Below are 23,954 nucleotides of genomic sequence, written 5' to 3' on the forward strand. Positions count from 1 at the left end.
AGCACGCCCATTCACAGGGGCAAATGACAGATCGCACGGATCGCTCTGCGGCGGATGAAACGTCATGCTTCCTGCGTGGTATAAGGACGGAATTACGAACCCGACGCCGCCTCATGCATTTGTGCCCCAGGTTCTTCAGATCGTTTTACGGATATTTTCATGCCCCCTTCGCCCTCAATACCCCGCACCGATGACGAACTGATGGATCTCCTGATCCAGCGCCTGCCCGAACGTTTACAGAAAGCGCTGAACTGGCTGCGGGAGCCGGATCGCAAATGGGTCCGGATTCCGGCCGGCATTCTGTTCATGCTGGGCGGCGTATTGTCGATCCTGCCGGTTCTGGGCCTGTGGATGCTGCCCATCGGCGTCATGCTGCTCTCACAGGATATTCCGTTCTTCCGCCGTTTGCAGGGCCGTGTCCTGCGCTGGATCGAACACAAACATCCGGACTGGCTCGGCCTACCGAAGGATGGTCATTGATCGGGAGTTTTAAGCTCTTTCTGCAGATGCATCAGGGCCGCCACCCTCAATGCTGAGGCCAAAGGGCGCTCGGGCGGTCGTGTTGCATCCAGCGTAGCCACCAGCGAAGCGAAGCTCTGCTGGCGCACGGTGGCTATCGTGTCCAGAACCGCCCAGAATTCGGGCTCCAGCGCAACTGAGGTCCGGTGACCGGATAACGACAGGCTGCGTTTGACGAGATCACTCATACAGCGTGTTCCTCAAGACGGGTCAAAGCCCAGTGCGCGGTTTCAGAAATATCCGGGTTCGGATCATGCAGCAGATCCCGCACCGAAGATGCAAGTGACGGATCGGCAGAATTGCCAATCGCAATCAGAACATTGCGGACGAACCGGTTGCGTCCGATCCGCTTGACCGGTGAGCCGGAAAAGAACGTCCGGAAGGTCGCATCATCCAGCCGGACCAGTTCATCGAGCTTCGGGGCGACCAGTTCAGGCCGCGCCTGAAGCTTGATATGCCGTGCGCTCTCGGCAAACCGGTTCCACGGACAAACGGACAGGCAGTCGTCGCAACCATAAATATGATTGCCGATTTTCGGCCTAAGCTCATGCGGGATCGGGCCTTTATGCTCAATCGTCAGATACGAAATGCAGCGCTTGGCATCCATTTTCCCCGGCCCCGTAAACGCATCAGTCGGACAGGCCGTCAGGCACCGCGTGCAGGAGCCGCAGCTCCCGCCTGTGGGAGCGGAGGGTGTCAGCTCCAGCGTGGTGTAGATCTCGCCCAGCAGCAGCCACGACCCGTGGTCTCGCGAAACAAGGCAGGTGTGCTTCCCCGTCCAGCCCAGATGCGCCTTTTCCGCCAGTGCACGCTCCGAGACAGGAGCTGTATCGACAAAAACCTTCACCTGCGTCTCGGGTCCGCCCAGCTTCACGACGAACTGCGCAAGATGTTTGAGCATCCCCTTGATGACGTCATGGTAGTCGCGGTTGCGGGCATAGACGGAAATATTGCCGCATTCGGGATCGGTTGTCGGGCCCTCTGCCGGGGCATAGGACAGGCCGAGGGAAATCACGCTCCGGACTTCGGGCCACAGGGCCTGCGGATGGGCGCGTTCCTCGATCCGCGTTTCCATCCACTCCATCGTGCCATGATGGCCCTGCGCGACGAATTCCCGCAGACCCAGCGCCACATCCGGCCCGAGTTCAGCCTTGCAGAACCCGACCGCATCGAAACCGAGATGGCGGGCATGGTCCGCAATCCGGGTTTCAGGCCCTGTGTCGGGTTTCGGGAAAGCGGTCATGGAGGGGATAAGTCTCGCCGGTGAACAGGCTGCTGTTATGCCATCGGGGGCACAAACGGACCAGCTTTTCCGGCTTCCCGGACGCCTGATCCAGACAGGATTTGTCACGATCTTAAAATGGCTTGCCACGTCCGGGACAGGGCGGCATCGTCGGGCCATGCGACATCCCTCCTATCCCGTTCTGCCAGCCATTTTTCTGGCCATAAACGCCGCGCTGACAATGATTCCGGCCGCACACGCTGCCACTCCTTCTGCCGCGCAAATTTACGACCACGTTCGGAACGATCCTGTCCGGCTGAACATGTTCCTCCGCGCTTTTCCCAAAGGGGCGGACCTGCACAACCATCTGGTCGGCGCGATCTATGCCGAGAGCATGCTGGACTGGGCCGCACGGGATGGTCTGTGTGTGTCCCTGAAGGAAAAACGCATTCTCGATCACGCCTGCGCGCATCCAGGAGACGGAGAGATATCTGCTGCCGAGCTGTCGCATCATGCAGGATTGGAAAATGTCCTGATCGATGCGCTGTCCATGCGCGACTTCGTGCCAGCCCCAGGTGACGCCTCCGGGCATGACCATTTCTTCGCAACATTCGCCCGCTTCGGCGCCATCGATGATGCGCATTCCGGTGACATGCTGGCCGAAGCGCGGGACCGTGCAGCCCGTGATCATGTGACCTATCTGGAACTGATGGTCTCGCCCGGTATCGGTGGAATGATTGGCGCGGGTTTCCATCATCCGCTGAAAGATGATGATCTGCCCGCCGCGCATCAGGCGCTCGCCCCCGAAATCCCGGCTCTCGTGCAGAAAGCCCGCACGGCTACGGACCAGATGGAAGCACAGGCGAAAGACGTCCTGAAATGTGGAACGCCACAGGCGCATCCGGGATGTGCCGTGACGGTGCGTTATCTGTTCCAGACCCTGCGCACATTACCACCGCAGGCCGTCTATGCGCAGCTTGACGCGGGATATGCGACCGTAAAAGCCGACCCGCGCTTCGTCGGGCTGAATATCGTGGCGCCCGAAGACGATCCGACCGCCATGCGCGACTATGACCTGCACATGCGCATGTTCCATTTCCTGAACGGCGTCACTCCAGGCGTGAAACTCAGCCTGCATGCCGGAGAACTCACAACCGGTCTCGTCCCGACAGACGGCCTGCGTCACCACATCCGCGCAGCTATGGATGTAGCGGGAGCCAGCCGGATCGGCCACGGCGTCGATGTGGCGCTTGAGGACGACCCGGCATCGCTTCTGGCCAAAATGGCGCGGCGTCACCTGATGGTGGAAATCAACCTGACCAGCAATGACGAGATCCTCGGCGTCAAAGGCGCGGCCCACCCGTTCCCGCTGTACCGCCGGACCGGTGTCCCGATGGCGCTTTCCACGGATGACGAGGGCGTCTCGCGCGGGGATCTGACGCAGGAATATGTCCGTGCGGCCCAGACCTATGACCTGTCCTACGCCGATCTGAAAACCCTGTCCCGCACTGGTCTGGAATATGCGTTCGTCCCCGGGGAAAGCCTGTGGTCCGATCATCAGCCGGGACAGTTCGTGTCCGCCTGCCGGACGCTGCCCGTCGTATCCGCGTCCTGCACGACATTCCTGAAATCCAGCGAAAAAGCCCGTCTGCAATGGGCGCTCGAACAACGGTTCGGCACTTTCGAAGCCACTGTCACACATGAGGGACTCTACCAGTGAAATCTGTCTCAACCGTCTTCGGGGCCGCGTTCCTGTCCCTCTGTGCCCTGGGTTCGGCTTCCGCCCACACACCAATTCCCGTGCGCGTAGTCGTCGTCACGACCTTCGAAATCGGCAAGGACACGGGTGATACGGCTGGCGAATACCAGAACTGGATCGAAAAACTCCCGCTTCAGAAGACGATCCCAGCCCCCGGTACCGATCACGACGTGATGCACTACAATCCGGACCTGCATGTTCTGGGCATCGCAAGCGGGGAGGGGCCAGAGCACATGGCCTCGGCCATCACGGCACTCGTGCTCGATCCGCGCTTCGATCTGCGCCATGCCTATTTCGTGCTGGCAGGGATTGGCGGGATTGATCCCAATTTCGGCACGATCGGTTCGGCCGTCTGGGCACCGCGCGTTATCAATGGTGGCCTGTCCCATCTGGTGGACCCGCGTGAAATCCCCGCCTCCTGGCCGGACGGGTTTACGCCCGTGCAGGGCAGCACCCCCGATGAAAAGCCGCGTCCTGCGCTTCATTCCGGCATGGGGGACATGGAATACACGCTCGATCCGTCCCTCGTGCAGTGGGCCTATGGGCTGACAAAGGACATCGCGCTGCCGGACAATGCAGGCCTGAAGGCCTCGCGCCTGCGCTACACCGGCTTTGCCGCTGCCCAGAAGCCGCCCGCCGTGCAGCTTGGTGACACGATCTCGGGCGAAGCCTTCTGGGTCGGCGCGAAAATGAACCATTGGGCCGAGCGCTGGGTGAAATACTGGACAGACGGGCAGGGCGTGATGGCCACGACGGCGGAAGAAGACGTCGCGTTCTGTCAGGCTCTGGCGCTTCAGGGCAAAGCCGGACGTGTTGATCCGAAGCGTGCGCTCATCCTGCGCACCGCCAGCAATTTCGACATGCCGCCGCCGGGTCAGAGCGCCGCGCAGCTTCTGTCGGACGAAGCACATGAGACCGGCTTTTCGGGTTTTCAGGCATCGGTCGATGCCGCCTATACCGTGGGCAGTATGGTTGTGAAGGAACTGGCAACGCACTGGGGTCAATATGAAAAGGCGCTGCCAACGGCCCGGTAAAATCCAGGGTGTTCAGTCGTGGTCAGGAGCAAGCTTTCTGACCTCATGAACACCATCAATCGCGCCCAGCCCCGTGATGAGATGGGAAACAGGACGCCTGCCATGGACCAGCATGATCAGCGTCACGAGGCGCGGACGCGGAGCTGCAGGAGCCGTCCCTTCACGGTCCGCCTCGTCCAGAAGCTGCTCGGCGCTTCGGCTTTCTTCATCAAGTCGCACGCCATCAATGGCAAAGCGCAGCTCCGTGCAACTCACCAGAATGGTCCTCAGCAGCCCGCGACTGTCTTCATAGGAAATCGTTAGCTCGGTTGACTGTTCCCCCGAGCGCGGAAGCTGTTTCAGTAGTTTTGGAAACAGCACCATGACGATGAAATGGGCAGCCGTCGTGGCAATGGCGAGAATGGGCAGTCCCGCACCACAGGCCATTCCCAGAGCTGCCGTGAACCAGATGGCCGCAGCCGTGGTCAGGCCCCGCACGGCATCGCGGCGCATGAAAATCACACCGCCCCCGATGAAACCGATCCCCGAGACGATCTGCGCGGCCACGCGGGACGGATCCAGCACGATCCGCCCGGCATCAATGACGTCCATGAAGCCGTATTTAGAAATCAGCATGAACAGGGCGGCGGAAACCCCGACCAGCGTATGCGTCCGCAGACCAGCACTTTTCTGCCGGATCTCACGTTCCAGCCCCACAAGGGAAGACAGAACGAAAGCGAGCGCCAGCTCTTCAAGCTGAAGCCGCCCTTCACCCACCAGTCCCTGTGCCGTCAGCGTGATGAGATTCTGCATGCCGTGTCTGCTCCTTCTGCGAGGTTAACGCAGGCAGGCGCTAGAATGTTGTGACAGTTTGGCTCAGCGCTCGGGGATATGGTCGCGGTAGCGGTCCCAATGCGTCGCAAGTTCGCGCACGACCGGCTCTCCCGCACGCTCGTTGTTGTCATAGGCAACGGCTTGTCCCGGTCCTTCGTCCCCCATGGACGCCGTGACCGAAACGCCGGGTGGCGGCATGTCGAAATTGCTGCCTGAGCGCAGGACCATGATCCGCTCCGGATCGACATAGCCCAGCCGTGCCAGTATTCGCATGTCGTACTGGTAATGCTGGCTTTCCTCATTGGTCATGACGAAGCGCCCCTGACCCTTCGTCCACATCGTGACCCAGTTCTCGGCCCAGCGGTTGCGTTCCGCGCCATGCCAGTAGCGTTCCGTTCCCAGTGTCTCGCCCATCAACACCATCGGCGGCTTCTGGGCCTGCGGATAGCCGCGCCATGCCTTGCGGCGCTCAGCGATGACCGGATCATCCTCAAGCGTTACGTTCTGGCTCAGGGCAAACGCCCAGCGTGCCAGCCCCCGGTTGAGCGGATAGGCCTTGGTCAACTGCGCCACATCCGTCACCGAACCATAATGGTTCGGATTGTCGGGCAGGGTGTCCGGGCGGCTCGCACCAATCGCGTAAAGCCCGTAAGGCCAGCCCTTGGGAATGGTCCGGTCGTCGATTTCGCGCAGGGCGTCCGCGTCCACAACCCATTGCGCCCAGGCCACGCTGCCGACCGATGCCATGTTCGGATTGACGCCGGAAATGCCGGTAAACAGCCAGTAGGTGTGGTGCAGGTCAAAGCGCGGATCGAGTGCCAGTGCATGCAAATCCATATCGCCATGTCGCAGGACGATGCCGTACACACCGTCCGCATTGCGGCGCAACTGGTCCGGTACGCCGCGGATGGGAACGGTTTCATCCAGATGCAGCCGCTCCACCCAGTCCTGATATTCGCCGGGCGTGTCACCCGTATCATGCCCGACTTCGAAATTGGCGACGACCAGAACGCGGATTTCTTCCGGCGCGGCGCAGGCCGTTCCCGTTGCGAGGAGGATGCCTAGAATGAAACCGGAGACGGCGTGGCGCATGGATGGGGCTTTCTTGAGTGACGCAGGGCTCTGCCCTGCACCCAGAAGGGGTCTTGACCCCTTCACCCCAATTCATGAATCGGGATCAAAGGGACCGCGTCCCTTTGTGGGGTCTGGGGCAAAGCCCCAGCTTACAGGGCCAGATCCGGCATCGGCCATTCGTCTTCGGTCCAGTCGCCCTTGGCCCAGTCTTCCCGCAGCTTCACAGCCAAAGCGTCAAGCGTGCCGTCCACGATGGCGGCGCGGATCTGGCGCATCAGGCGCTGATAATAGGCCAGATTGTGCCATGTCAGCAGCATCGGGCCGAGCATCTCGTTGGCGCGGAACAGATGATGCAGGTATGCGCGGCTGTAACGCCCGGCGATGGGTGTGTCGTCATGGGGTGTCAGCGTGCGGGTATCGTCCGCAAAACGGGCGTTGCGCAGGTTGATCGTGCCGCGCTCGGTATAGGCGCGGGCCGTGCGACCGGCGCGGGAAGGCATTACGCAGTCGAACATGTCCACACCGCGCATGACTGCGCCCAGAAGATCGTCCGGCGTGCCGACACCCATCAGATACCGCGCCTTGTCCTGCGGCAGCATCGGCGTGGTGAAGTCCAGCGTCGAGAACATCAGCTCCTGACCTTCGCCCACGGCCAGACCGCCGATCGCATAGCCTTCAAAGCCGATATCGCTCAGAGCCTTGATGGAATATTCGCGTAAATCCCGCTCGGTTCCGCCCTGTACGATGCCGAACTGTCCATATCCCTCGCGCGCGACAAACGCCTCGCGGGAACGGGCGGCCCAGCGCATGGACATTTCCATGGATTTCCGCAGCACTTCCGGCGTGGCGGGGAGTGCGGGGCATTCGTCGAACGCCATGGTGATGGTTGCGTCGAGCTTGAACTGGATGTCGGTCGAGATCTCCGGCGTCAGGCGATGCTTGCTGCCGTCGATATGCGAGCGGAACGTCACGCCGTCTTCGTCGAGCTTGCGCAGCGCGCCGAGCGACATGACCTGAAACCCGCCGGAATCGGTCAGGATCGGGCCGGACCAGTCCATCATTTTGTGCAGGCCACCAAGCTTCTGCACGCGGTCCGCCGTGGGGCGCAGCATGAGATGGTAGGTGTTGCCCAGAACGATGCCCGCACCCGTGGAGCGCACGGCGTCCATCGTCATGCCTTTGACCGTTCCGACGGTTCCCACTGGCATAAAGGTCGGGGTCGGGACCGTGCCATGGCGGGTGTGCAGATGCCCCGCGCGTGCCATGCCGCAGGTCGCTTCGGGTGCCCAGGTCATTTTGGTGGCGTGATCGGTCGGGTGGTCGCTCATGGCGCGCGCTCCAGCAGGCAAGCATCGCCATACGAATAGAACCGCAATCCGTTGGCGATGGCGTAGGCATAGGCCTCACGCATGGTCTCGGTGCCGCTGAACGCGCAGACGAGCATGAACAGCGTCGAACGCGGCAGATGGAAGTTCGTCATCAGCACGTCCACCGCCTTGAAGCGGTATCCGGGCTTGATGAAAATGGAGGTCTCGCCGCGCCATGGGGCCACGGTGCCGTCCTCGCGGGCCGCGCTTTCCAGCAGGCGGAGGGACGTGGTGCCGACGGCGACGATCCGGCCGCCACGCGCACGGGTCTCGTTGATGGCAGCCGCGGTTTCGGCGTCGATCTCGCCCCATTCGGCGTGCATTTTGTGCTCGGCGATGGTGGAGCGGACGGGCAGGAACGTGCCTGCGCCGACATGCAGCGTCAGCGTCCGGCGCTGAACGCCTTTCGCGTCCAGTGCTGCGAGCACTTCAGGCGTAAAATGCAGGCCCGCCGTGGGCGCTGCTACAGCGCCACGATACTGCGAGAAGATGGTGCGGTAATCCGCATCGTCCTGCTTCGTTGGGCCGAAAGGGCGTTCGATATAAGGCGGCAGGGCCAAGGCACCAACACGTTCGAGAAACGCGTCGAATTCGTCTCCCTCGACCGAGAAGCGGATGCTGACCGCGCCGTCGCCTTCGTTTTCGACAACGGTGGCCGTGACCGGATCATTGCCGAAATGTAGGATGTCCTGCGGCTTCAGCTTGCGGGAATTGCGCGCCAGTGCATGCCAGCTTCCGTCTGCCAGAATGCGGTCGAGCGTCAGGCCGATCTTCGCCTCGCCGCGTGTGGCGGCAAGCTGGGCGCGGATAACGGCCGTATTGTTGGCAATCAGCAGATCCCCTTCACGCAGGAAATCCGGCAGCTCGCGGATTACATGCGGATCAGGCGCCAGACCGGGCCGGACATGCAGCAGCGTTGCGCTGTCACGCGGGCGTGCAGGTTCCGTTGCGATATGATCGCGGGGAAGTTCGAAATCGAAGGGGGCGAGATCGTCCGTCATGGGGACGTTCTCTAGCAGGTTCGGCTCACATGAAAACGCCGGACCCGCAGGCCCGGCGCATCTTTTTGAATGAAAAATGCCTTTTCGAGGCTACTTCGGGAGTGCGAAGGCCACGACCTCGTCACTGTTCCGCGTTTTCAGCCCGCCATGTCCCCCCACGGCGAGTACGACATACTGCCTGCCATCCTCGCCCATATAGGTCATGGGTGTGGCATTGCCGCCCGCATCGAGCTCGGTTTTGAACAGTGTGTGCCCGTCATGCCCGTCCAGAACATGGAAACTCTGGTCCGCCAGTGCGCCCATGAAAACAAGTCCGTTAGGCGTGGTCACGCTGCCGCCCATGGAGAAGATGCTGGTGGGAAGCCCAACGGGCATCCGCAGCATGTTGGTCGGCCCGACATTCTTCGTGGTGCCGAGAGCGCGCTCCCAGATAACCCGACGATGAACAAGGTCGATTGCCTGCATCTTGCCCCAGGGCGGCGCAAGGCACGGAGCGCCAAACAGCCCGAGCCAGGGCTTGATGACGGCGGCATAGGGCAGGCCATGCTGCGGGTTGTTAGTGAAGACCGGTTCCGGATAGGGCTGGTTCCACCCCTTCCAGGGTTTGAACAGCCCTTCCTGCACGGCCTTGTCATGCGGCACGAGCGTCATGAGGAACGGGATGAACGTCGTGTTGATATACATGACGCCATGGACCGGATCGATCGTCCCGCCATACCAGTCCGCCACGCCATCGAAAGCGGGAAAGCCGATCGTGCCCTGCTCGCTGGGCGGAGTGTAGAGGCCCTTGAAGCGCATGGAATGGAAAGCAATCCGGCAGGCAAGCTGGTCGAACGGCGTAGCACCCCACAGATCATCTTCCGTCAGATCCGGACGACGCAGGTTTGGCATGTCCACTGAATAGGGCTGGGTCGGGGAATAGCGCTCATTGGGAATATCCCCACCCGGAACAGGCTTTTCCTGCACGCGATAGAACGGCTGGCCGGTCCGGCGATCCAGAACGAACAGCTCACCCTGCTTTGTCGTCTGGACGAGGGCCGGGGTGAGCGTGCCGCTGGCATCCGGCAGATCAACCAGAGACGGGCCGACGGGAAGATCGAAATCCCACAGATCATGATGCACGGACTGGAAATGCCAGCGCTCTTCGCCAGTCGTCAGATCCAGCGCAACAAGAGACGTGTCGTATTTCTCGTCAAACGAGCGCCGCTTGACGCCATAATAGTCCGGCGTGGCAATCCCAAGCGGCACATAAACCATGTTCAGCCCCGCATCGGCCGTATAGACGCCCCAGCCATTCGGCGTCCCACGCGTAAAGGTTTCATTGGGGCCGAGCGGACTGTTGGCCGGAACGCGGCCCATGTCCCAAGCCCAGGCGAGCTGCCCGGTGGTGGCATCAAAGGCGCGGATAACGCCGGAAGGTTCATCAACGGACTGGTCATCATAGACCCAGCCGCTCGTGACGATCCGGTTGTGCAGAACCATCGGCGGGGACGTGATGAAATGGAAGCCCGGCGGGATGGCGCCCATGCCGTCGCGGAGATCAATCTTTCCGTCATGCCCGAAGCTGTGACAGATCTGCCCGGTCTCGGCATCAAGTGCGAAAAGCGTCGGCGGAGAGCCAGAATCCGTCGAGATAATGCGATGCGTACAGTCCGTGGCTCCCGGAATGTCGGCGTAGGACACGCCACGGCACGCCTGATAGATATTCGCGCCAAATTCGCCGCCGGGCCGGTAATGCCAGACCTCCTTGCCGGTCGTGGCATCCAGCGCCACGACGTCCCGGTGCGGTGTACAGAAGAAAAGGCGATTGCCGATCTTGATGGGTGTGGCTTCGAAACTGAACTCGCGGCCGCGGGAGTTCTCGCCCGAACGCGGCAGATCACCGCTGTGATAGACCCAGGCGACTTTCAGATTATGCGCATTCTGCGCATTGATCTGCGTCGGGGCTGCAAAACGGTCTCCGGCGGGTGTGCCGCCATGGAACTGCCAGTCATTGGTCGCCATCTGGTCACTGCCGGACAGACTGGCTCCCGTTGATCCGGGGAAGGAATTGAGCTGCTGATAGCGCTGGCTCGTAATATACCAGCCGCAGGCGAACATGAACACAAACAGCGTCAGACAGCCTCCCATACCGCCCAGCACGGTGCTGTTGACCCGGACATGGCGCCGGCTGTCCATCAAACGGCCGCCGATCCAAGGGCCAAAAACCCACAGACCGATTCCGGCGGGAAGGGCCAGCGGCGGAATGAGTCGCCAGCCATCCAGCCCGACCCGCCACAGCGCCCAGATCAGGGTATAGACCAGAAGGGCGGTATAGATCGCCAGACCGGAGCGCCGTCCCATGGCCAGCATGATGCCGGACAGAACCATGAGCAGACCGGCTACCGCGTAATAAAATGCCCCTCCCAGAGCGATGAGCCGCAGTCCCGGCAGAAAAAGGGCCAGTCCCAGTATGGCAAGGCCAATACCGGTCAGGGTCTGCACTAAAGGCCGGGCGGACGACGACGCCATGGATGTTTTTCCTTCGGAATGGATCTGAAGGATTTAAAGCGCAGCCTGAGAGTGGGGTTTCTTTAAAATAAAGGTACAGAAATGCGGATGGGCAGCAGTAAACGTCACCGGCTGCCCGCGGCGTTTATCAGGCGGAGACGCTGAGCAGATGGCTCGTGTCGCTGCTTGAGCCGGTGCTGGAAGAGCCACCAGAGGTCGTTTCGGAAATGATGTTGCCCTGGGCATCTTCAACGATGGTGGTTGTGGAGCCATCGGCATTCGTCTTGGTCGTGGTGGTTTCCTGCGTGGAGGACGTTCCGCTCGACGACGAGGACGAACTGGAAGACGACGCGCTGCCCGAACTGTAAAGGCTGCTCATGGCGGAAGAGCCGATGGAGGAAATGCTTGTCATGAGGAAAAGACTCCGTGGGAAAGGAACGAAGTCATTTTCGGATCAGAAAGTTAATAAAGGATAAGGACCCATGTAACCGAGTGATACGGATTGTACAGGGATAGAGCCGTACGGCGGTTACATTGACGGTGGAGCGTCTGTTACATCCGGAATAGACGCCCATACCAAAAATCCGGTCCTTATTTCATACCGGGCAGCTTTTTCGCAGCCTGCCAGAGTGCTTCCATCGTCGGCAGATCCTGTTCGGCCATGGTCTGACCCTTCTGGGCGAGCATGGCTTCCATGGCCTCAAACCGACGGGTGAACTTGGCATTGCTCCGGCGGAGGGCGGCTTCGGGGTCGATATCCAGCTTGCGGGCCAGACTTGCGACCGTGAACAGGACGTCGCCCAGTTCGTCCTCGATCCGGTCACGGTCCCCGCCGAATTCGGCTTTCAGCTCGTCGATTTCTTCATGGACCTTGTCGAGAATGCCCGTGGCATCGTCCCAGTCGAACCCCACGCGAGCCGCGCGGCGTGTCAGCTTGGCGGCGCGCATCAGGGCAGGCAGCGGCAGGGCAACGCCCGCCAGCGTTCCATATTCGGCCTTGCGCTGGCGTTCGGCTTCCTTTTCCCGCTCCCATGTGTCGTCATCCATCGCCGCATCGCCAAAAACATGCGGGTGACGGCGCACCAGCTTGTCGGCAATCGTGCCCGCGACGGTCTCAAAGTCGAAATGCCCGGCTTCTGAAGCCATCTGGGCCTGAAAGACCACCTGCAGCAGCAGGTCTCCCAGTTCGTCCGGAATGGCGTCACGGTCGTCACGCGCAATGGCGTCCATGACCTCGTAGGCTTCCTCGATCGCGAAAGGCGCAATCGTGGCCGGGGTCTGTTCCACGTCCCAGGGGCAGCCGCTCTCAGGGTCCCGCAGTCGCTTCATGACGTCCAGCAGGCGGTCGATCTGCCGGGGGGAGGACTGGGTCATGGAAACATCCTGCTGTTATCGTGCTGCACGGTTCATACCCGTGCGGCGTCAGGTATGAAAGCGCCGGGTAAGGCGCCAGCGGGTGACAGCATGACATTCCCGACGTAAAACGACTGCCGGACGTTTCAGGGACCTGCCCGATACTACAGTGGCGGGTGGATTTGCAGACAGGGTGGATGGCGCATGGCACGCATTTTCATTGACGGGGAAGCAGGCACGACGGGTCTGGGTATCCGCCAGCGGATCGAAGCCCTCCCGGCCTCTTATGGTCTGGAAGTCCTGTCCATCGATCCGGCGCTGCGCAAGGATACGGCAGCACGCCGCTCCATGCTTGAACAGGCGGATGTCGCCATTCTGTGCCTGCCCGATGATGCTGCACGCGAGACCGTGGCACTCTCTGAGGGACTGGACGTCCGGATTCTGGACGCCAGCACGGCGCATCGGATTGCGGATGGCTGGGCTTATGGCTTTCCCGAAATGGATGCGGAACAGGCCGCTGTCATCAAAGACGCACGGTTTGTCGCCAATCCCGGCTGCTATCCGACGGGCGCCATTGCCCTGATGCGGCCTCTGGTCCGGGCAGGGCTGCTCCCGGCCGACCATCCTGTCTCGATCAACGCCGTCTCCGGCTATAGCGGGGCAGGGCGGGTTGCGATTGAAGAGCATGAGAAAAACGGCGGTCCGGCCTTCTTCCTGTATGGGCTGAACCTCAAGCACAAGCATCTGCCCGAGATCCGACACTATTCCGGCCTGACGCGCCAGCCGCTGTTCGTGCCGTCGGTGGGGCATTTCCCGCAGGGCATGATCGTGTCCATTCCGCTGCACCTGAAAGATCTGCCGGGACAGCCCTCGGCTGCGGAACTCGAAGCGGTACTTCAGGATGCCTATGCCGGATGCGAGCATGTGCGCGTCGTCCCCGCCGAAACGCAGCTTGTGGCGGATACCCTCGCCAACACCGACGACATGGAGCTGCGCGTCCATCATAATGGCGAGCAGGTCGTCCTGACCGCGCAGTTGGACAATCTGGGTAAGGGCGCTTCGGGGGCTGCCATCCAGAACCTGATCCTGATGCTGGACCTCTGAGGCATATCATTTTTCGGTCCGGATTTTGCACTCTGGCACTTTCGCCGGGAATGCATTAGGGTTCGGGCCGCCCGCGCGAGAGTGGCGGAACGGTAGACGCAGTCGGCTCAAAATCGACCGCCGAAAGGCATAGGGGTTCGAATCCCCTCTCTCGCACCATGTGCGGTCATTTCCTGCCGGAATGACCTCAGGACCGATCAGCACGGAACGAGCATGTCCAAGCCGACTGTCAGACCCTCCCGCCCGTTCTTCTCCTCAGGTCCCTGCGCCAAGCGTCCCGGATGGTCCTTGTCCGGTCTGGATCAGGCCCTGCTGGGCCGCTCGCATCGTGCGCCGGAAGGTCGCGCGCGCCTTAAAGACGTCATCACACGCTCCAAAGACCTCCTTGGTATTCCGTCGGACTGGCGCGTCGGCATTGTCCCGGCCTCCGATACGGGGGCCGTGGAAATGGTCCTGTGGGCGCTCGCCGGTGAGCGCGGGATCGATGTCCTGTCCTTTGAAAGCTTTTCCGGAACCTGGGCACAGGATCTGCGCGACGTCCTGAAAATCGAGGATCTGCGCGTTCTGGACGCGCCCTATGGCGAGCTGCCGGATCTGACGAAAGTGGACTGGACCCGCGATGTCGTTCTGACATGGAACGGCACGACGTCCGGTGTCTGCATTCCCAACGCGGACGCCATTCCGGCCGAACACGAAGGTCTGGTTATCTGTGACGCCACCTCTGCGGCATTTGCGATGGATCTGCCCTGGGACCGGCTCGATATCGTGACCTGGTCTTGGCAGAAAGCACTGGGTGGCGAGGCCGCGCATGGCATGGTGGCACTCAGCCCGCGTGCTGCCGCCCGTCTGGCCCAGCCGTCTCCGCGTCCGCTGCCCAAGATTTTCCGTCTGGCCAATAAAAAGGGCCTGATCGAAGCCATTTTCGAAGGCGATACGATCAACACGCCGTCCATGCTCTGCGTCGAAGACGCGCTGGATGGTCTGCGCTGGGCCGAGCAGATTGGCGGTCTTCCGGCCCTGAAGGCCCGTTCACAGCGCAATCTCGCAGTCGTCGCAGCATGGATCGAAACTGCGGACTGGGTGTCGTTCCTCTCGGTTCGGGAAGAGACCCGTTCCAGCACGTCCATCTGCCTGAAAATCACGGCGCCTTGGTTTGAGAGCCTGTCTGACGAAGCCAAAGGCAAGGCGGTCAAGCACCTGACCGGGCTCGTCGCGAAGGAAGATGCGGGTTACGACTTGGCCGCCTATCGCGATGCTCCGGCCGGCCTGCGAATCTGGGGTGGTGCGACGGTCGAGACGGCCGATATCGAAGCGCTGCTGCCCTGGCTCGACTGGGCGCATGAGCAGACCCGGATGGAGTTTTCGGTATGAGCCTGTATTCCGAAACCCCCAGCGCGGCCCTGCTGCCCTCCGGTTTTGCGGACCTGCTGCCCGGTGAGGCTGAAGCCGAAGCCCGTGGCATTGCCAGCGTGATGGAAGCGTTTTCCCGTCACGGTTATCAGCGCGTCCGGCCGCCTCTGCTGGAATTTGAAAGCTCCCTGCTGGGCGGATCGGGCGAATCCCTGGCCCCCCAGACCTTCCGCCTGATGGACCCGAATTCGCATCGCATGATGGCGCTGCGTCCAGACATGACGACGCAGATTGCGCGCATTGCGAGCATTCGCCTTCAGGACGCCCCACGCCCGCTGCGCCTGTCATATTCGGGAAGCTGCATTGTTGTCGGCACGCCGGGTCGCGAAGCCGACCGTCAGGTTTCGCAGGCCGGGATCGAACTGATCGGCCCCGACTGCGCGCAGGCCGATGCTGAAGTCATCGCGCTCGGCGCGAAGGCTCTTGCGGAACTCGGAATTGAAGGCGTTTCGTTCGATCTGTCCATGCCCGTTCTGGCGCTGGGCCTGATCGAAGCTGTCATTCCCGAAGCCGATCGTGAGCCCCTGCTGCACGCGCTGGACCGCAAGGATGCCAGTGCCGTGGCCGAACTTGGCGGTTCGATCGCCGGAATGCTGGCCGTCATGCTGCGCGCTGCCGGGCCTGCCGACCGTGCGCTGGATCTGCTGGCAGAGCTGGATTACCCCGAAGAAATCGCCGGACATTTCGAGCGTCTGGCGGCGTCCGTGGCAGCAATCCGCGAGCGTAGCCCGGATCTGCGTCTGACGATTGATCCCGTGGATTTCCGTGGCTGGCGCTATCACACAGGCCTCTGCGTGACGGTCTTTTCGACCAGTTCGCGTGAAGAACTGGGACGTGGCGGACGCTATCTCGCGGGGAAAGAACCCGCCTGTGGCCTGACGCTCCGTCCGCAGGCCCTTTTGCGCGCGGCTCCCGTGTCTGCGTCGCGCCCGCGCTGCTATGTGCCGGTCAGTCTTGATACAGACGCTCTTTCCGGTCTGCACAAGGCCGGTTACGCCACGGTTTCTGCATTGTCGCATGATGAAGATGCGGCCGCTCAGGCGCGTCATCTGCGCTGCACCCATGTCTGGAAGGATGAGGCGGCCCAGCCGCTCTGACCCGTCGGTCCCTTTCGTTTCTCCCGCCCTGTATTGTCAGTTCTAGGAAGTCAGCTCATGTCCAACGTCACCGTGATCGGAACCCAGTGGGGAGACGAGGGTAAAGGCAAGATCGTCGACTGGCTCGCCAGCCGCGCCGATATCGTCGTTCGCTTTCAGGGCGGCCACAATGCTGGTCACACGCTGGTCGTGGGCGATCAGGTCTACAAGCTGTCCCTGCTGCCGTCCGGTCTGGTGCGCGGCAAGATCGGCGTGATCGGCAATGGCGTCGTCGTGGACCCGAAGGCCCTGATGACCGAGATCGACCGCGTCACCGGACAGGGCCTCGTCGTTACGCCCGAGACGCTGTGGATCGCCGAGAACGCCCCGCTGATCCTGCCGGTTCATGGTGCGCTTGATCGTGCCCGTGAAGCTGCCCGTGGTGAGCACAAGATCGGCACGACCGGCCGTGGCATCGGCCCGGCTTATGAGGACAAGGTGGCCCGTCGCGCCATCCGTATCTGCGATCTGGCCGAGCCCGAGACGCTGGACTGGAAGCTGGACGAACTGCTCCTGCACCACAACACGCTGCTTGCTGGTCTGGGTGCCGAGACCTTCACGAAGGAGCAGCTCAAGGACTTCCTGACCGAGATCACGCCGCGTCTTCTGCCGTTCTCCTGCCAGGTCTGGGATCGTCTGGACGAAGCCCGTCGTGCCGGTCGTCGCATCCTGTTCGAAGGTGCACAGGCTGTCATGCTGGACGTCGACCACGGCACCTATCCGTATGTCACGAGCTCCAACACAGTTGCGGCCGTTGCTGCATCGGGCAGCGGTGTCAGCCCGTCTTCCGTCGGCTTCGTGCTCGGAATTGCCAAGGCCTACACGACCCGCGTGGGTGAGGGACCTTTCCCGACCGAACTGCATGACCAGACCGGTCGGACCCTTGGCGAGCGCGGTCATGAATTCGGCACCGTGACGGGCCGTCCGCGTCGTTGCGGCTGGTTCGATGCGGTTCTGATCCGTCGTGCCGTCCGCGTCGGTGGCGTCAGCGGTATCGCCCTGACGAAGCTGGATGTGCTGGATGGTCTGGACGAGATCTCCATCTGCGTCGGCTATGAACTGGACGGTCAGATGATCGAGACCTTCCCGTCGGCTCCGGGCGCACAGGCCCGCGTCAAGCCGGTTTACGAGACGATGCCGGGCTGGAAAGAGACGACCGCAGGTGCTCGTTCCTGGGCCGAACTTCCCGCGCAGGCCATCAAATATGTCCGCCGCATCGAAGAACTGATCGAAGCCCCGGTGACGCTGCTTTCCACGAGCCCGGAACGCGACGACACCATCCTGATGCGCGATCCGTTCGAAGACTGATCTTCCAGCCCCGGAATCGGTCGTTGCATTAACGAAGTCTCAATCCCTATCCGGCACAAAAGACCGGATAGGGAAACAACGGGATTTCAATGGCCGACACGCAGGCAGATAACAGCCAGGAACTGCTCATCGCCGAGCGGTATCTGATCAGCCTGGACCGCAAACAGCCTGACCTCGGGGGCTGTGAGACATATAGCGCCCAGGACATGACCACATCCGGGGCGTCCTATCTTGCCCTGGCCCCGTTCGCACCATCAGCCCGCCTTTCCGAAATCATGTTCTTCCGTCATGAGAGCGTGATTCCTATCCGGACCCATGAATACTCTCAGGGCATTCTGTGGGTCTTCTGCCCACATCCGCCTGGCCCCTCGCTTGCAGAAAGCCTTGGCTTATGGACGGAAAGCCAGCTGATCGATGGTGTGATCCGTCCGCTGGCTTCGCTTCTGCAAAACCTGGAAGCCGCAAAACTCACATGCCGCAGTATTCGGCCCGACAATCTCTTCGTGGGGCAAGGACTGCATCAGGTCGTCCTGGGGCCGTTGGGAGTGTCCGCACCGGCTGAGAAGCAGCCTGTTCTTTTCGAGCCGTTGTCTTCCGCCGTCTGTCGCCCGTCCGCACGCGGCGAAGGCACGACGGATTGCGACATTTTCTCCTTGGGGGTCATTATCCTCGCGCTCGCTACGGGGAAGCTGCCACTTGAGGGATTGTCCGATGCGGACATCCTCAAGAAGCGTTTTGAAGTTGGCACCCCCGCTGCCTACATGGACGGTCAGAACGTGCCCGTCGGACTGCGCTCCCTTCTGACGGCGATGCTGTCCGATGACCCCGTCAGCCGTCCGTCGCCACGCGATCTGGTGACGATTGCGCCCAGCAAACTCTTCACGGTCCGTCCCGTCATCCCCGCGCGGATCCCGATCATGATCGGGGGGAACGCCGTCCATACGCCGCAGGCTCTGGCCTGGTATGCCGGGCGACATCCTGCGGAGTTTTCGGCATTGCTGCAAAGGAAGGTAGTCAGCAACTGGCTCCACCGCGAACTTGAACTCTCCGTCATGGCGAGCCTGATCGAGCAGGCCAGTGCCTCATTCCTTCCAGCGGGCGGCAGCAAAGCGGTCGATCCGGCCACAATGGTCATCACACACGCGATTTCCGTTCTGGATCCTGCGGCGCCAATGTTCTGGGGAGGGCTATGGTTCTGGCCGGAGGCGCTGCCCCAGATGCTGGTTCAGGCCACAACCCGGCCCGCCACGCCCGATGAAGAGCGAACAGTCCGCAATATCCTGAGTTTCATGGCGGGAAATCCGGATGCTTTCATGTCGGCTCATCTTCCCCAGCGGCAGGCGCGGCAGATAACAACATTATCCGTGGCCGCACGGCGCATGGGTCTTAAAGGGGCAGATCTGGTCAGACGCTTCCCGTATGACATGAACAGTTTTCTCCCGTGCCTTTCCAAGAGATGCCAGGAATTGCGGATTTCTCTTCCGGAAGGGTTGCTGCAATGGCTGAACCGCCATGTGGGGATCGAGGACCTGCCTGATGAAGCGCTTGGCAGAAGCGGCTTTCTGGATGACCAGATGCGCTCTTTCCTTGAAGCGAACTGCGCACGCCAGGGTGTCATTCCTCTCTCGCAGTCGCAGAAAGCGGGACTGCCGGCTTGGCTGGCGGACCTGACGCTGCTTGCGTCCGTGCAGAGAAAATTTGACAAGACGTCGCTCAGTTTCATGGCCCAGCGGGCACTCCCATTGCTGGAAACGGAGCTGCGCCAGTGGCGGAGTAAAACCGCCCGCGCCCGGCGGCGCGTGCGCCTTGGCAAGGTGGCAGAGGAAGGAAATCTGGGCACCTTTCTTGCAACCGTCAATGATCCGACCGGCCTTCGACTGGACCAGCGACAGGCTCAGGAAGCGGAGGCTGAAATCAGCAATCTGATGCGTGTTCTCGATGAGGCGCCCGAACGAAGGGCCGCCAATGATCGTGAAGCACGCAATTCCGGGGAGTTCTTCTCACTTCTGACGGGCATTGCGGTAGCCATGGCAAGCATCTGGCTGGAGTTCTGTCGGTGAGGAAGACCTATGGCGTCCGTTAGACAGGCAGAACAGGACTCACTTCGTGCTCCGGGATTCCGCTGGTGGCACGGGATCATTATCGGCCTGCTGCTCTCCTATGTTCCAGGCAGCCTGGTGGTCGCGGGCGTTCTGCTGCTTCCTCTGGTGGCATTGAGGTTCTTTGACCCCAATGCAGACGGTCAGCGGATCATGATCGTGCTGTTCTATGTCGGGGCGGCAATGGTGCATCCCCTGCACGAAGCCTGGGCCGCCAACGGAGACTGGGATACGTGCATCGCGCAGATCACGCAGCCCGTCACCCTGGCACTCGACTGGCTTTCAGCGGGAGCGGCCTGGCTCGTGGCGGAAGCATCGGCCATTGGTGGCAGGCTGTGGAACGCGGAAGTCGCACGCCGCGAGCGCAAGTCCATCGAAAAGCGTATCGCGTATCTTCAGGACGAATGGATGTCTTCGGACGAAGACGCGCCTGCGACCTGACCTGTATCGCGGTCGCAGGAGCCGGGCCTCACTCGGGCGTTGTTTCTTCAGTTGAAGTTTCCATCAGTCTGGCAGCCAGATCGTTGGAGCCGCCAACAAGACCCTTCGCATATTCCTGCGCAGAGAAGGGACGCAGGTCTTCGGCCTGTTCCCCAACGCCGACCATGTGGACCGGTAGCTTGAACTGTTCCGCCAGTGCCACGACGATACCGCCGCGGGCAGAACCGTCCAGTTTGGTCACGATCAGCCCGGTGACGTTGACCAGTTCCCGGAAGACACGGACCTGCTCGATGGCATTCTGGCCAGTCGTGGCATCAAGGACGAGTAGAACGGAATGGGGGGCCGTTTCGTCGAACTTCCGCATGACACGGATGACCTTGGCCAGTTCCTCCATCAGCGCGCCCTTGTTGTGCAAGCGTCCGGCAGTGTCGATCAGGAGCAGATCTGTTCCGGCTTCCGTTGCGCGCTTGAGGCCGTCATAGGCCAGCCCCGCAGCATCGGCGCCATGCTTTCCGGAGATCACCGGCACATTGGCGCGCTTGCCCCAGACTTCGAGCTGCTCAACAGCGGCAGCGCGGAACGTGTCCCCTGCCACCAGCATGACGGATTTGCCCTCTTCCGTATAAAGACGGGACATCTTGCCGATGGTCGTGGTCTTGCCGACGCCATTGACGCCGACGACCAGCACGACATGGGGCTTTTTCTTCGGGTCGGGCTCAAACGGAATGGCGACGGGTTCGAGGACACGGGCGATTTCGGTTGCCAGGGTCTCGCGGATTTCGTCGCTGGTGACGTCCTTGCCAAAGCGCGTGCTGCGGAAGCTTTCAATGACGCGCTCGGCCACAGCGGGTCCGAGATCGGCCGCGATCAGTTCGTCTTCAAGTTCTTCAAGCGCGGTCTCATCCAGCTTGCGATGCGTGAAAACAGCACCGAGACGGGTGCTCGAGCGCGAAAGACCCTGTTTGAGTCGTGAGAAAAATCCAGCCATGCAAGGGAGTTCGGACAGGTCGGGCCGAACGTCAAGAGGATAGGGAGATCTGAGCGCGTTTCAGCTGCGGATTTCAGCGAGAAGTGTCCCGTTTTCCAGTCTCGTAGCCCGAACGGGCACAAAACTGCCCCGGACTGGCGCAGGCGCGGTTCCGGTCAACCGTACGGCGGCAAATTCCGGCGAATGGCCGCGATCCGGCGCTTCGGCCAGAATATCGAATTCGGTGCCGATGAGACGTGCAAGAAAACGGTCGCGGTTTTTGTCCCCGACTTCGCGGAGCTGTGCCGCGCGTTTCTGACGTTCTGCATTGGGGACGGCTGGCATCCGTGCAGCGGGGGTTCCGGGGCGTTCGCTATAAGGGAAAACATGCAGGAAAGGGATCTGCTGCTCTTCAATAAAGGAGCGGGTTTCTTCGAACAGGGCGTCCGTTTCCGTGGGAAAGCCTGCGATCAGATCGGCCCCGACGCCCGTCTCGGGACGCAGGGCCCGAACACGGCGCAACGTCGCCGTGACCCCGGCCGTATCGTGACGGCGCTTCATGCGCTTGAGAATAAGGTCCGATCCCGCCTGCAAAGAAAGGTGCAGATGGGGCATCAGGCGCGGTTCATTTTCCAGCAGCCACCACAGATCCGCATCCCCCGTCTCTGTATCCAGAATGACGGGATCAATGGAAGAAAGACGCAGTCTCCGGACACCTTCCACACGCCCCAGCAGTTCGCGGCACAATGCGCCCAGACCTTTGCCGTCGCGACCTTGCCAAGACGCGATATCCACGCCGGTCAGGACAATTTCCTGATGCCCGGCTTCGACAAGCGCCTCGGCACGCGCGATGGCGTCCTCAACAGGTGTGGAGCGGGAATCGCCGCGACCATAGGGAATGATGCAAAACGTGCAGCGATGATCGCAGCCCTGCTGGACCTGAAGAAGCGCGCGCGCATGACGGGAAGGAGGCAGTCCCGCGCCGTGGTCGCCCCAGATGGCAGGCTTGAGCTTGTCTTCGTTGGGCACGACGCGGACAACACCCGGAAGCTCGGCCCAGCGATCTGGCGCGATGTCGGAGGCACAACCCGTCACGACGATCTTCGCGTCCGGGTTCTCCCGGTGCGCGCGGCGGATGGCCTGTCGGGCCTGTCGCTCGGCCGTGGTCGTTACGGCGCAGGTATTGACGATGATGGTGTCATCCTGCCCGCGCGCATGATGGGCCATGCCATCGCTTTCATGCGCATTAAGGCGGCAGCCGAACGTCAGGACGGAGGCGGTCACGCGGTGGTCCCGTGGAAAACCGTGACGGCTGGGCCGGTCATGAGAACATGGCCGTCCTCGCGCCATGTGATGCGCAGATCTCCGCCATCCATTGTCACGGTGCAGGTGCGCTCGGTCAGGCCCCGGCGAGCGGCGTTCACCACGGCAGCGCAGGCGCCGGACCCGCAGGCCAGCGTCAGACCAGCGCCACGTTCCCAGACGCGCAGGCGCATATGCGTCCGGGACAGGATCTGCGCAAAGCCGATATTGGCGCGTTCGGGGAAGAGAGGATCCCGTTCGAAGTCGGGTCCCAGCATTTCAGCGCGGGAGGCATCGCCAAAGAGCGTGGCATGCGGATTGCCCATAGAGCAGGCTGCCGCATCATGCAGTGGCAGATGGAGCGTGTCACAGGGTTCCGAAAGCGGCACGTCCCGCCAGTCCAGACGGGGTGCGCCCATATCGACCGTGAAAAGATCGCCGTCATGGGTCGTGGGAAGAAGCCCGGCCGCCGTCTGGAGCGTCGGCGCGCCACCGACGAATTTTGCCACGCAGCGCGACGCATTGCCGCAGGCCCCGGCCTCAGAACCGTCCGGATTGAAAAAACGGACATGCACATCCGCCCCTGCCAGCGTTGGCGGTGTCAGCAGCACAAGCTGGTCACAGCCGATTCCAAAGCGCCGGTCACAGAGGTGGCGGATCGTTGCGGTATCAAGGGCAGGATCGTTCTGGCGGCCGTCGATCACGACGAAATCGTTGCCCAGACCGTGCATTTTCGTGAAGGGGAGGGTCATGATGGGGCCTCTCATAAAGCATCCCGCGGGTTGACGCACGGGGAACATGCCCTCATCTCGGCTGCTGGATCAGAAGGAGTGGACATGAGCGGCCCAGAAAAGCTTGAAGGCATGCACGAAGCAGCGTTCACGCGCGCCAACAACGAGCCCGACACGATTTTCTATGCACAGCGCGTGCCGGATTCGCTGATGGATATGGGCGCGCGCACAGCCGTGACGGCCCTGTATCAGACGGCCCTGCCGGTCGGTGGTGCGGTGCTGGACCTGATGGCGGGCGCCCTCAGCCATTATCCCGAGGAAGCAACATTCCAGCGCGTGGTCGGGCTCGGGATTTCCAAAGCGGCTCTGGATGCCAATCCCGTCCTCGGCGAACGGGTGGTGCAGGACCTCAATGATGAGCCTGAACTTCCTTTTGAGGATGACAGCTTTGATGCCGTGACGCTGTGTGACGGGCTGGCCTATCTGACGACGCCGCTGGCTGTGCTGATGGAAATTGTCCGGGTTCTCAAGCCCGGCGCACCGCTGATCCTGACATTTTCCGACCAGTTCCACGCGGCAAAGGCCGTTGCGATCTGGCAGGCGCTTGAACCGGCGGACCGGGTGCGTCTGGCGAGTGTCCTGATGTCGCGGACCGGTCTGGCCGAGCTGGATACGGGCGAGGTGGTGCCACCCGAGGATCTGACGGCATGGCGCGATACGGTGCATGCCGTGGTTGGTCGCAAGCCAAGAAACTGAATACCGCAAGGGGCGGCCGGCGCTGTTTCGACGCAGGTTGGCAGCCCACCGTTATGAATGTCAGAATA

At 61.7% G+C, this 23,954-nt stretch carries 22 protein-coding genes and 1 tRNA gene; 11 read left to right on the forward strand and 12 right to left on the reverse strand.

What is annotated here, in order from left to right:
- The first annotated feature begins 159 nt into the window (after positions 1 to 159).
- The gene (locus JK202_RS12720; protein ID WP_211561628.1) at positions 160 to 480 is read left to right on the forward strand and encodes a hypothetical protein; all 321 of its coding nucleotides are present in this window, start codon (positions 160 to 162) and stop codon (positions 478 to 480) included.
- Here the strand turns inward: JK202_RS12720 and JK202_RS12725 are convergent.
- Positions 474 to 707, reverse strand: a complete 234-nt coding sequence (locus tag JK202_RS12725; RefSeq protein ID WP_211561629.1) for a ribbon-helix-helix domain-containing protein — start codon at positions 705 to 707, stop codon at positions 474 to 476. The genes JK202_RS12720 and JK202_RS12725 overlap by 7 nt on opposite strands.
- On the reverse strand, positions 704 to 1,762 hold the full coding sequence (queG, locus tag JK202_RS12730) for a tRNA epoxyqueuosine(34) reductase QueG (protein ID WP_211561631.1): 1,059 nt from the start codon (positions 1,760 to 1,762) through the stop codon (positions 704 to 706). The genes JK202_RS12725 and queG overlap by 4 nt, the downstream gene beginning before the upstream one ends.
- Before the next feature lie 157 nt (positions 1,763 to 1,919).
- Between queG and JK202_RS12735 the strand changes: the two genes are divergently transcribed.
- A complete protein-coding gene (locus JK202_RS12735) occupies positions 1,920 to 3,461 on the forward strand; it encodes an adenosine deaminase (RefSeq protein ID WP_211561681.1) in 1,542 nt (513 codons plus the stop codon).
- Complete coding sequence (locus JK202_RS12740) at positions 3,458 to 4,534, forward strand: purine nucleoside permease (protein WP_211561633.1); 1,077 nt, start codon at positions 3,458 to 3,460, stop codon at positions 4,532 to 4,534. The genes JK202_RS12735 and JK202_RS12740 overlap by 4 nt, the downstream gene beginning before the upstream one ends.
- A 12-nt stretch (positions 4,535 to 4,546) precedes the next feature.
- On the opposite strand, the gene JK202_RS12745 is transcribed toward JK202_RS12740, so the two are convergent.
- The 7 genes from JK202_RS12745 to mazG form a co-directional block, all read right to left on the reverse strand.
- Positions 4,547 to 5,326 (reverse strand): MgtC/SapB family protein, encoded by a 780-nt coding sequence (locus JK202_RS12745; RefSeq protein ID WP_211561635.1) that lies wholly within the window; start codon positions 5,324 to 5,326, stop codon positions 4,547 to 4,549.
- 63 nt (positions 5,327 to 5,389) lie between these two features.
- Positions 5,390 to 6,439 carry a purine nucleoside permease gene (locus tag JK202_RS12750; protein ID WP_211561637.1) on the reverse strand — a complete coding sequence of 350 codons (1,050 nt, stop codon included), beginning with the start codon at positions 6,437 to 6,439 and terminating at the stop codon, positions 5,390 to 5,392.
- A 131-nt stretch (positions 6,440 to 6,570) separates the two neighbouring features.
- Entirely contained in the window at positions 6,571 to 7,716 is a 1,146-nt protein-coding gene (gene tgt, locus JK202_RS12755) for a tRNA guanosine(34) transglycosylase Tgt (protein ID WP_211561683.1), read from the reverse strand.
- Between the two features lie 29 nt (positions 7,717 to 7,745).
- Complete coding sequence (gene queA, locus JK202_RS12760) at positions 7,746 to 8,789, reverse strand: tRNA preQ1(34) S-adenosylmethionine ribosyltransferase-isomerase QueA (protein ID WP_211561639.1); 1,044 nt, start codon at positions 8,787 to 8,789, stop codon at positions 7,746 to 7,748.
- Positions 8,790 to 8,879: 90 nt separating this feature from the next.
- Positions 8,880 to 11,300 (reverse strand): glucose/quinate/shikimate family membrane-bound PQQ-dependent dehydrogenase, encoded by a 2,421-nt coding sequence (locus JK202_RS12765; protein ID WP_211561641.1) that lies wholly within the window; start codon positions 11,298 to 11,300, stop codon positions 8,880 to 8,882.
- Between the two features lie 127 nt (positions 11,301 to 11,427).
- On the reverse strand, positions 11,428 to 11,691 hold the full coding sequence (locus tag JK202_RS12770; protein ID WP_211561643.1) for a hypothetical protein: 264 nt from the start codon (positions 11,689 to 11,691) through the stop codon (positions 11,428 to 11,430).
- Between the two features lie 179 nt (positions 11,692 to 11,870).
- Positions 11,871 to 12,653, reverse strand: a complete 783-nt coding sequence (gene mazG, locus JK202_RS12775) for a nucleoside triphosphate pyrophosphohydrolase (RefSeq protein ID WP_211561645.1) — start codon at positions 12,651 to 12,653, stop codon at positions 11,871 to 11,873.
- Positions 12,654 to 12,836: 183 nt separating this feature from the next.
- On the opposite strand from mazG, the gene argC reads away from it, so the two are divergent.
- The 7 genes from argC to JK202_RS12810 all read left to right on the forward strand — a co-directional run bounded on the left by argC (position 12,837) and on the right by JK202_RS12810 (position 20,130).
- Positions 12,837 to 13,736, forward strand: a complete 900-nt coding sequence (argC, locus tag JK202_RS12780; protein WP_211561647.1) for an N-acetyl-gamma-glutamyl-phosphate reductase — start codon at positions 12,837 to 12,839, stop codon at positions 13,734 to 13,736.
- A 75-nt stretch (positions 13,737 to 13,811) separates the two neighbouring features.
- Positions 13,812 to 13,895 (forward strand) — tRNA-Leu (locus JK202_RS12785).
- A gap of 54 nt (positions 13,896 to 13,949) precedes the next feature.
- Positions 13,950 to 15,107, forward strand: coding sequence for a phosphoserine transaminase (locus JK202_RS12790; protein WP_211561649.1), 1,158 nt, complete (start codon positions 13,950 to 13,952; stop codon positions 15,105 to 15,107).
- The gene (locus JK202_RS12795) at positions 15,104 to 16,243 is read left to right on the forward strand and encodes an ATP phosphoribosyltransferase regulatory subunit (protein WP_211561651.1); all 1,140 of its coding nucleotides are present in this window, start codon (positions 15,104 to 15,106) and stop codon (positions 16,241 to 16,243) included. The genes JK202_RS12790 and JK202_RS12795 overlap by 4 nt, the downstream gene beginning before the upstream one ends.
- 57 nt (positions 16,244 to 16,300) lie before the next feature.
- Positions 16,301 to 17,590, forward strand: a complete 1,290-nt coding sequence (locus JK202_RS12800; protein WP_211561653.1) for an adenylosuccinate synthase — start codon at positions 16,301 to 16,303, stop codon at positions 17,588 to 17,590.
- A gap of 89 nt (positions 17,591 to 17,679) precedes the next feature.
- Complete coding sequence (locus JK202_RS12805; protein WP_211561655.1) at positions 17,680 to 19,650, forward strand: hypothetical protein; 1,971 nt, start codon at positions 17,680 to 17,682, stop codon at positions 19,648 to 19,650.
- 9 nt (positions 19,651 to 19,659) lie between these two features.
- On the forward strand, positions 19,660 to 20,130 hold the full coding sequence (locus tag JK202_RS12810) for a hypothetical protein (RefSeq protein ID WP_211561657.1): 471 nt from the start codon (positions 19,660 to 19,662) through the stop codon (positions 20,128 to 20,130).
- Positions 20,131 to 20,158: 28 nt separating this feature from the next.
- Here JK202_RS12810 and ftsY read toward each other — a convergent pair whose 3' ends face one another.
- Genes ftsY through dapF form a run of 3 tightly spaced genes read right to left on the reverse strand, consistent with a single transcriptional unit; the run spans position 20,159 to position 23,151 of the window.
- Entirely contained in the window at positions 20,159 to 21,118 is a 960-nt protein-coding gene (ftsY, locus tag JK202_RS12815; RefSeq protein ID WP_211561659.1) for a signal recognition particle-docking protein FtsY, read from the reverse strand.
- 60 nt (positions 21,119 to 21,178) lie between these two features.
- On the reverse strand, positions 21,179 to 22,381 hold the full coding sequence (locus JK202_RS12820) for a radical SAM protein (RefSeq protein WP_211561661.1): 1,203 nt from the start codon (positions 22,379 to 22,381) through the stop codon (positions 21,179 to 21,181).
- Positions 22,378 to 23,151, reverse strand: a complete 774-nt coding sequence (gene dapF / locus JK202_RS12825; protein WP_211561663.1) for a diaminopimelate epimerase — start codon at positions 23,149 to 23,151, stop codon at positions 22,378 to 22,380. The genes JK202_RS12820 and dapF overlap by 4 nt, the downstream gene beginning before the upstream one ends.
- 84 nt (positions 23,152 to 23,235) lie before the next feature.
- Between dapF and JK202_RS12830 the strand changes: the two genes are divergently transcribed.
- Positions 23,236 to 23,886, forward strand: a complete 651-nt coding sequence (locus tag JK202_RS12830) for a class I SAM-dependent methyltransferase (protein WP_211561665.1) — start codon at positions 23,236 to 23,238, stop codon at positions 23,884 to 23,886.
- The last annotated feature ends 68 nt before the right edge of the window (positions 23,887 to 23,954 follow it).

Source organism: Gluconobacter sp. Dm-62, assembly GCF_018256155.1.
Lineage (GTDB): Bacteria > Pseudomonadota > Alphaproteobacteria > Acetobacterales > Acetobacteraceae > Gluconobacter.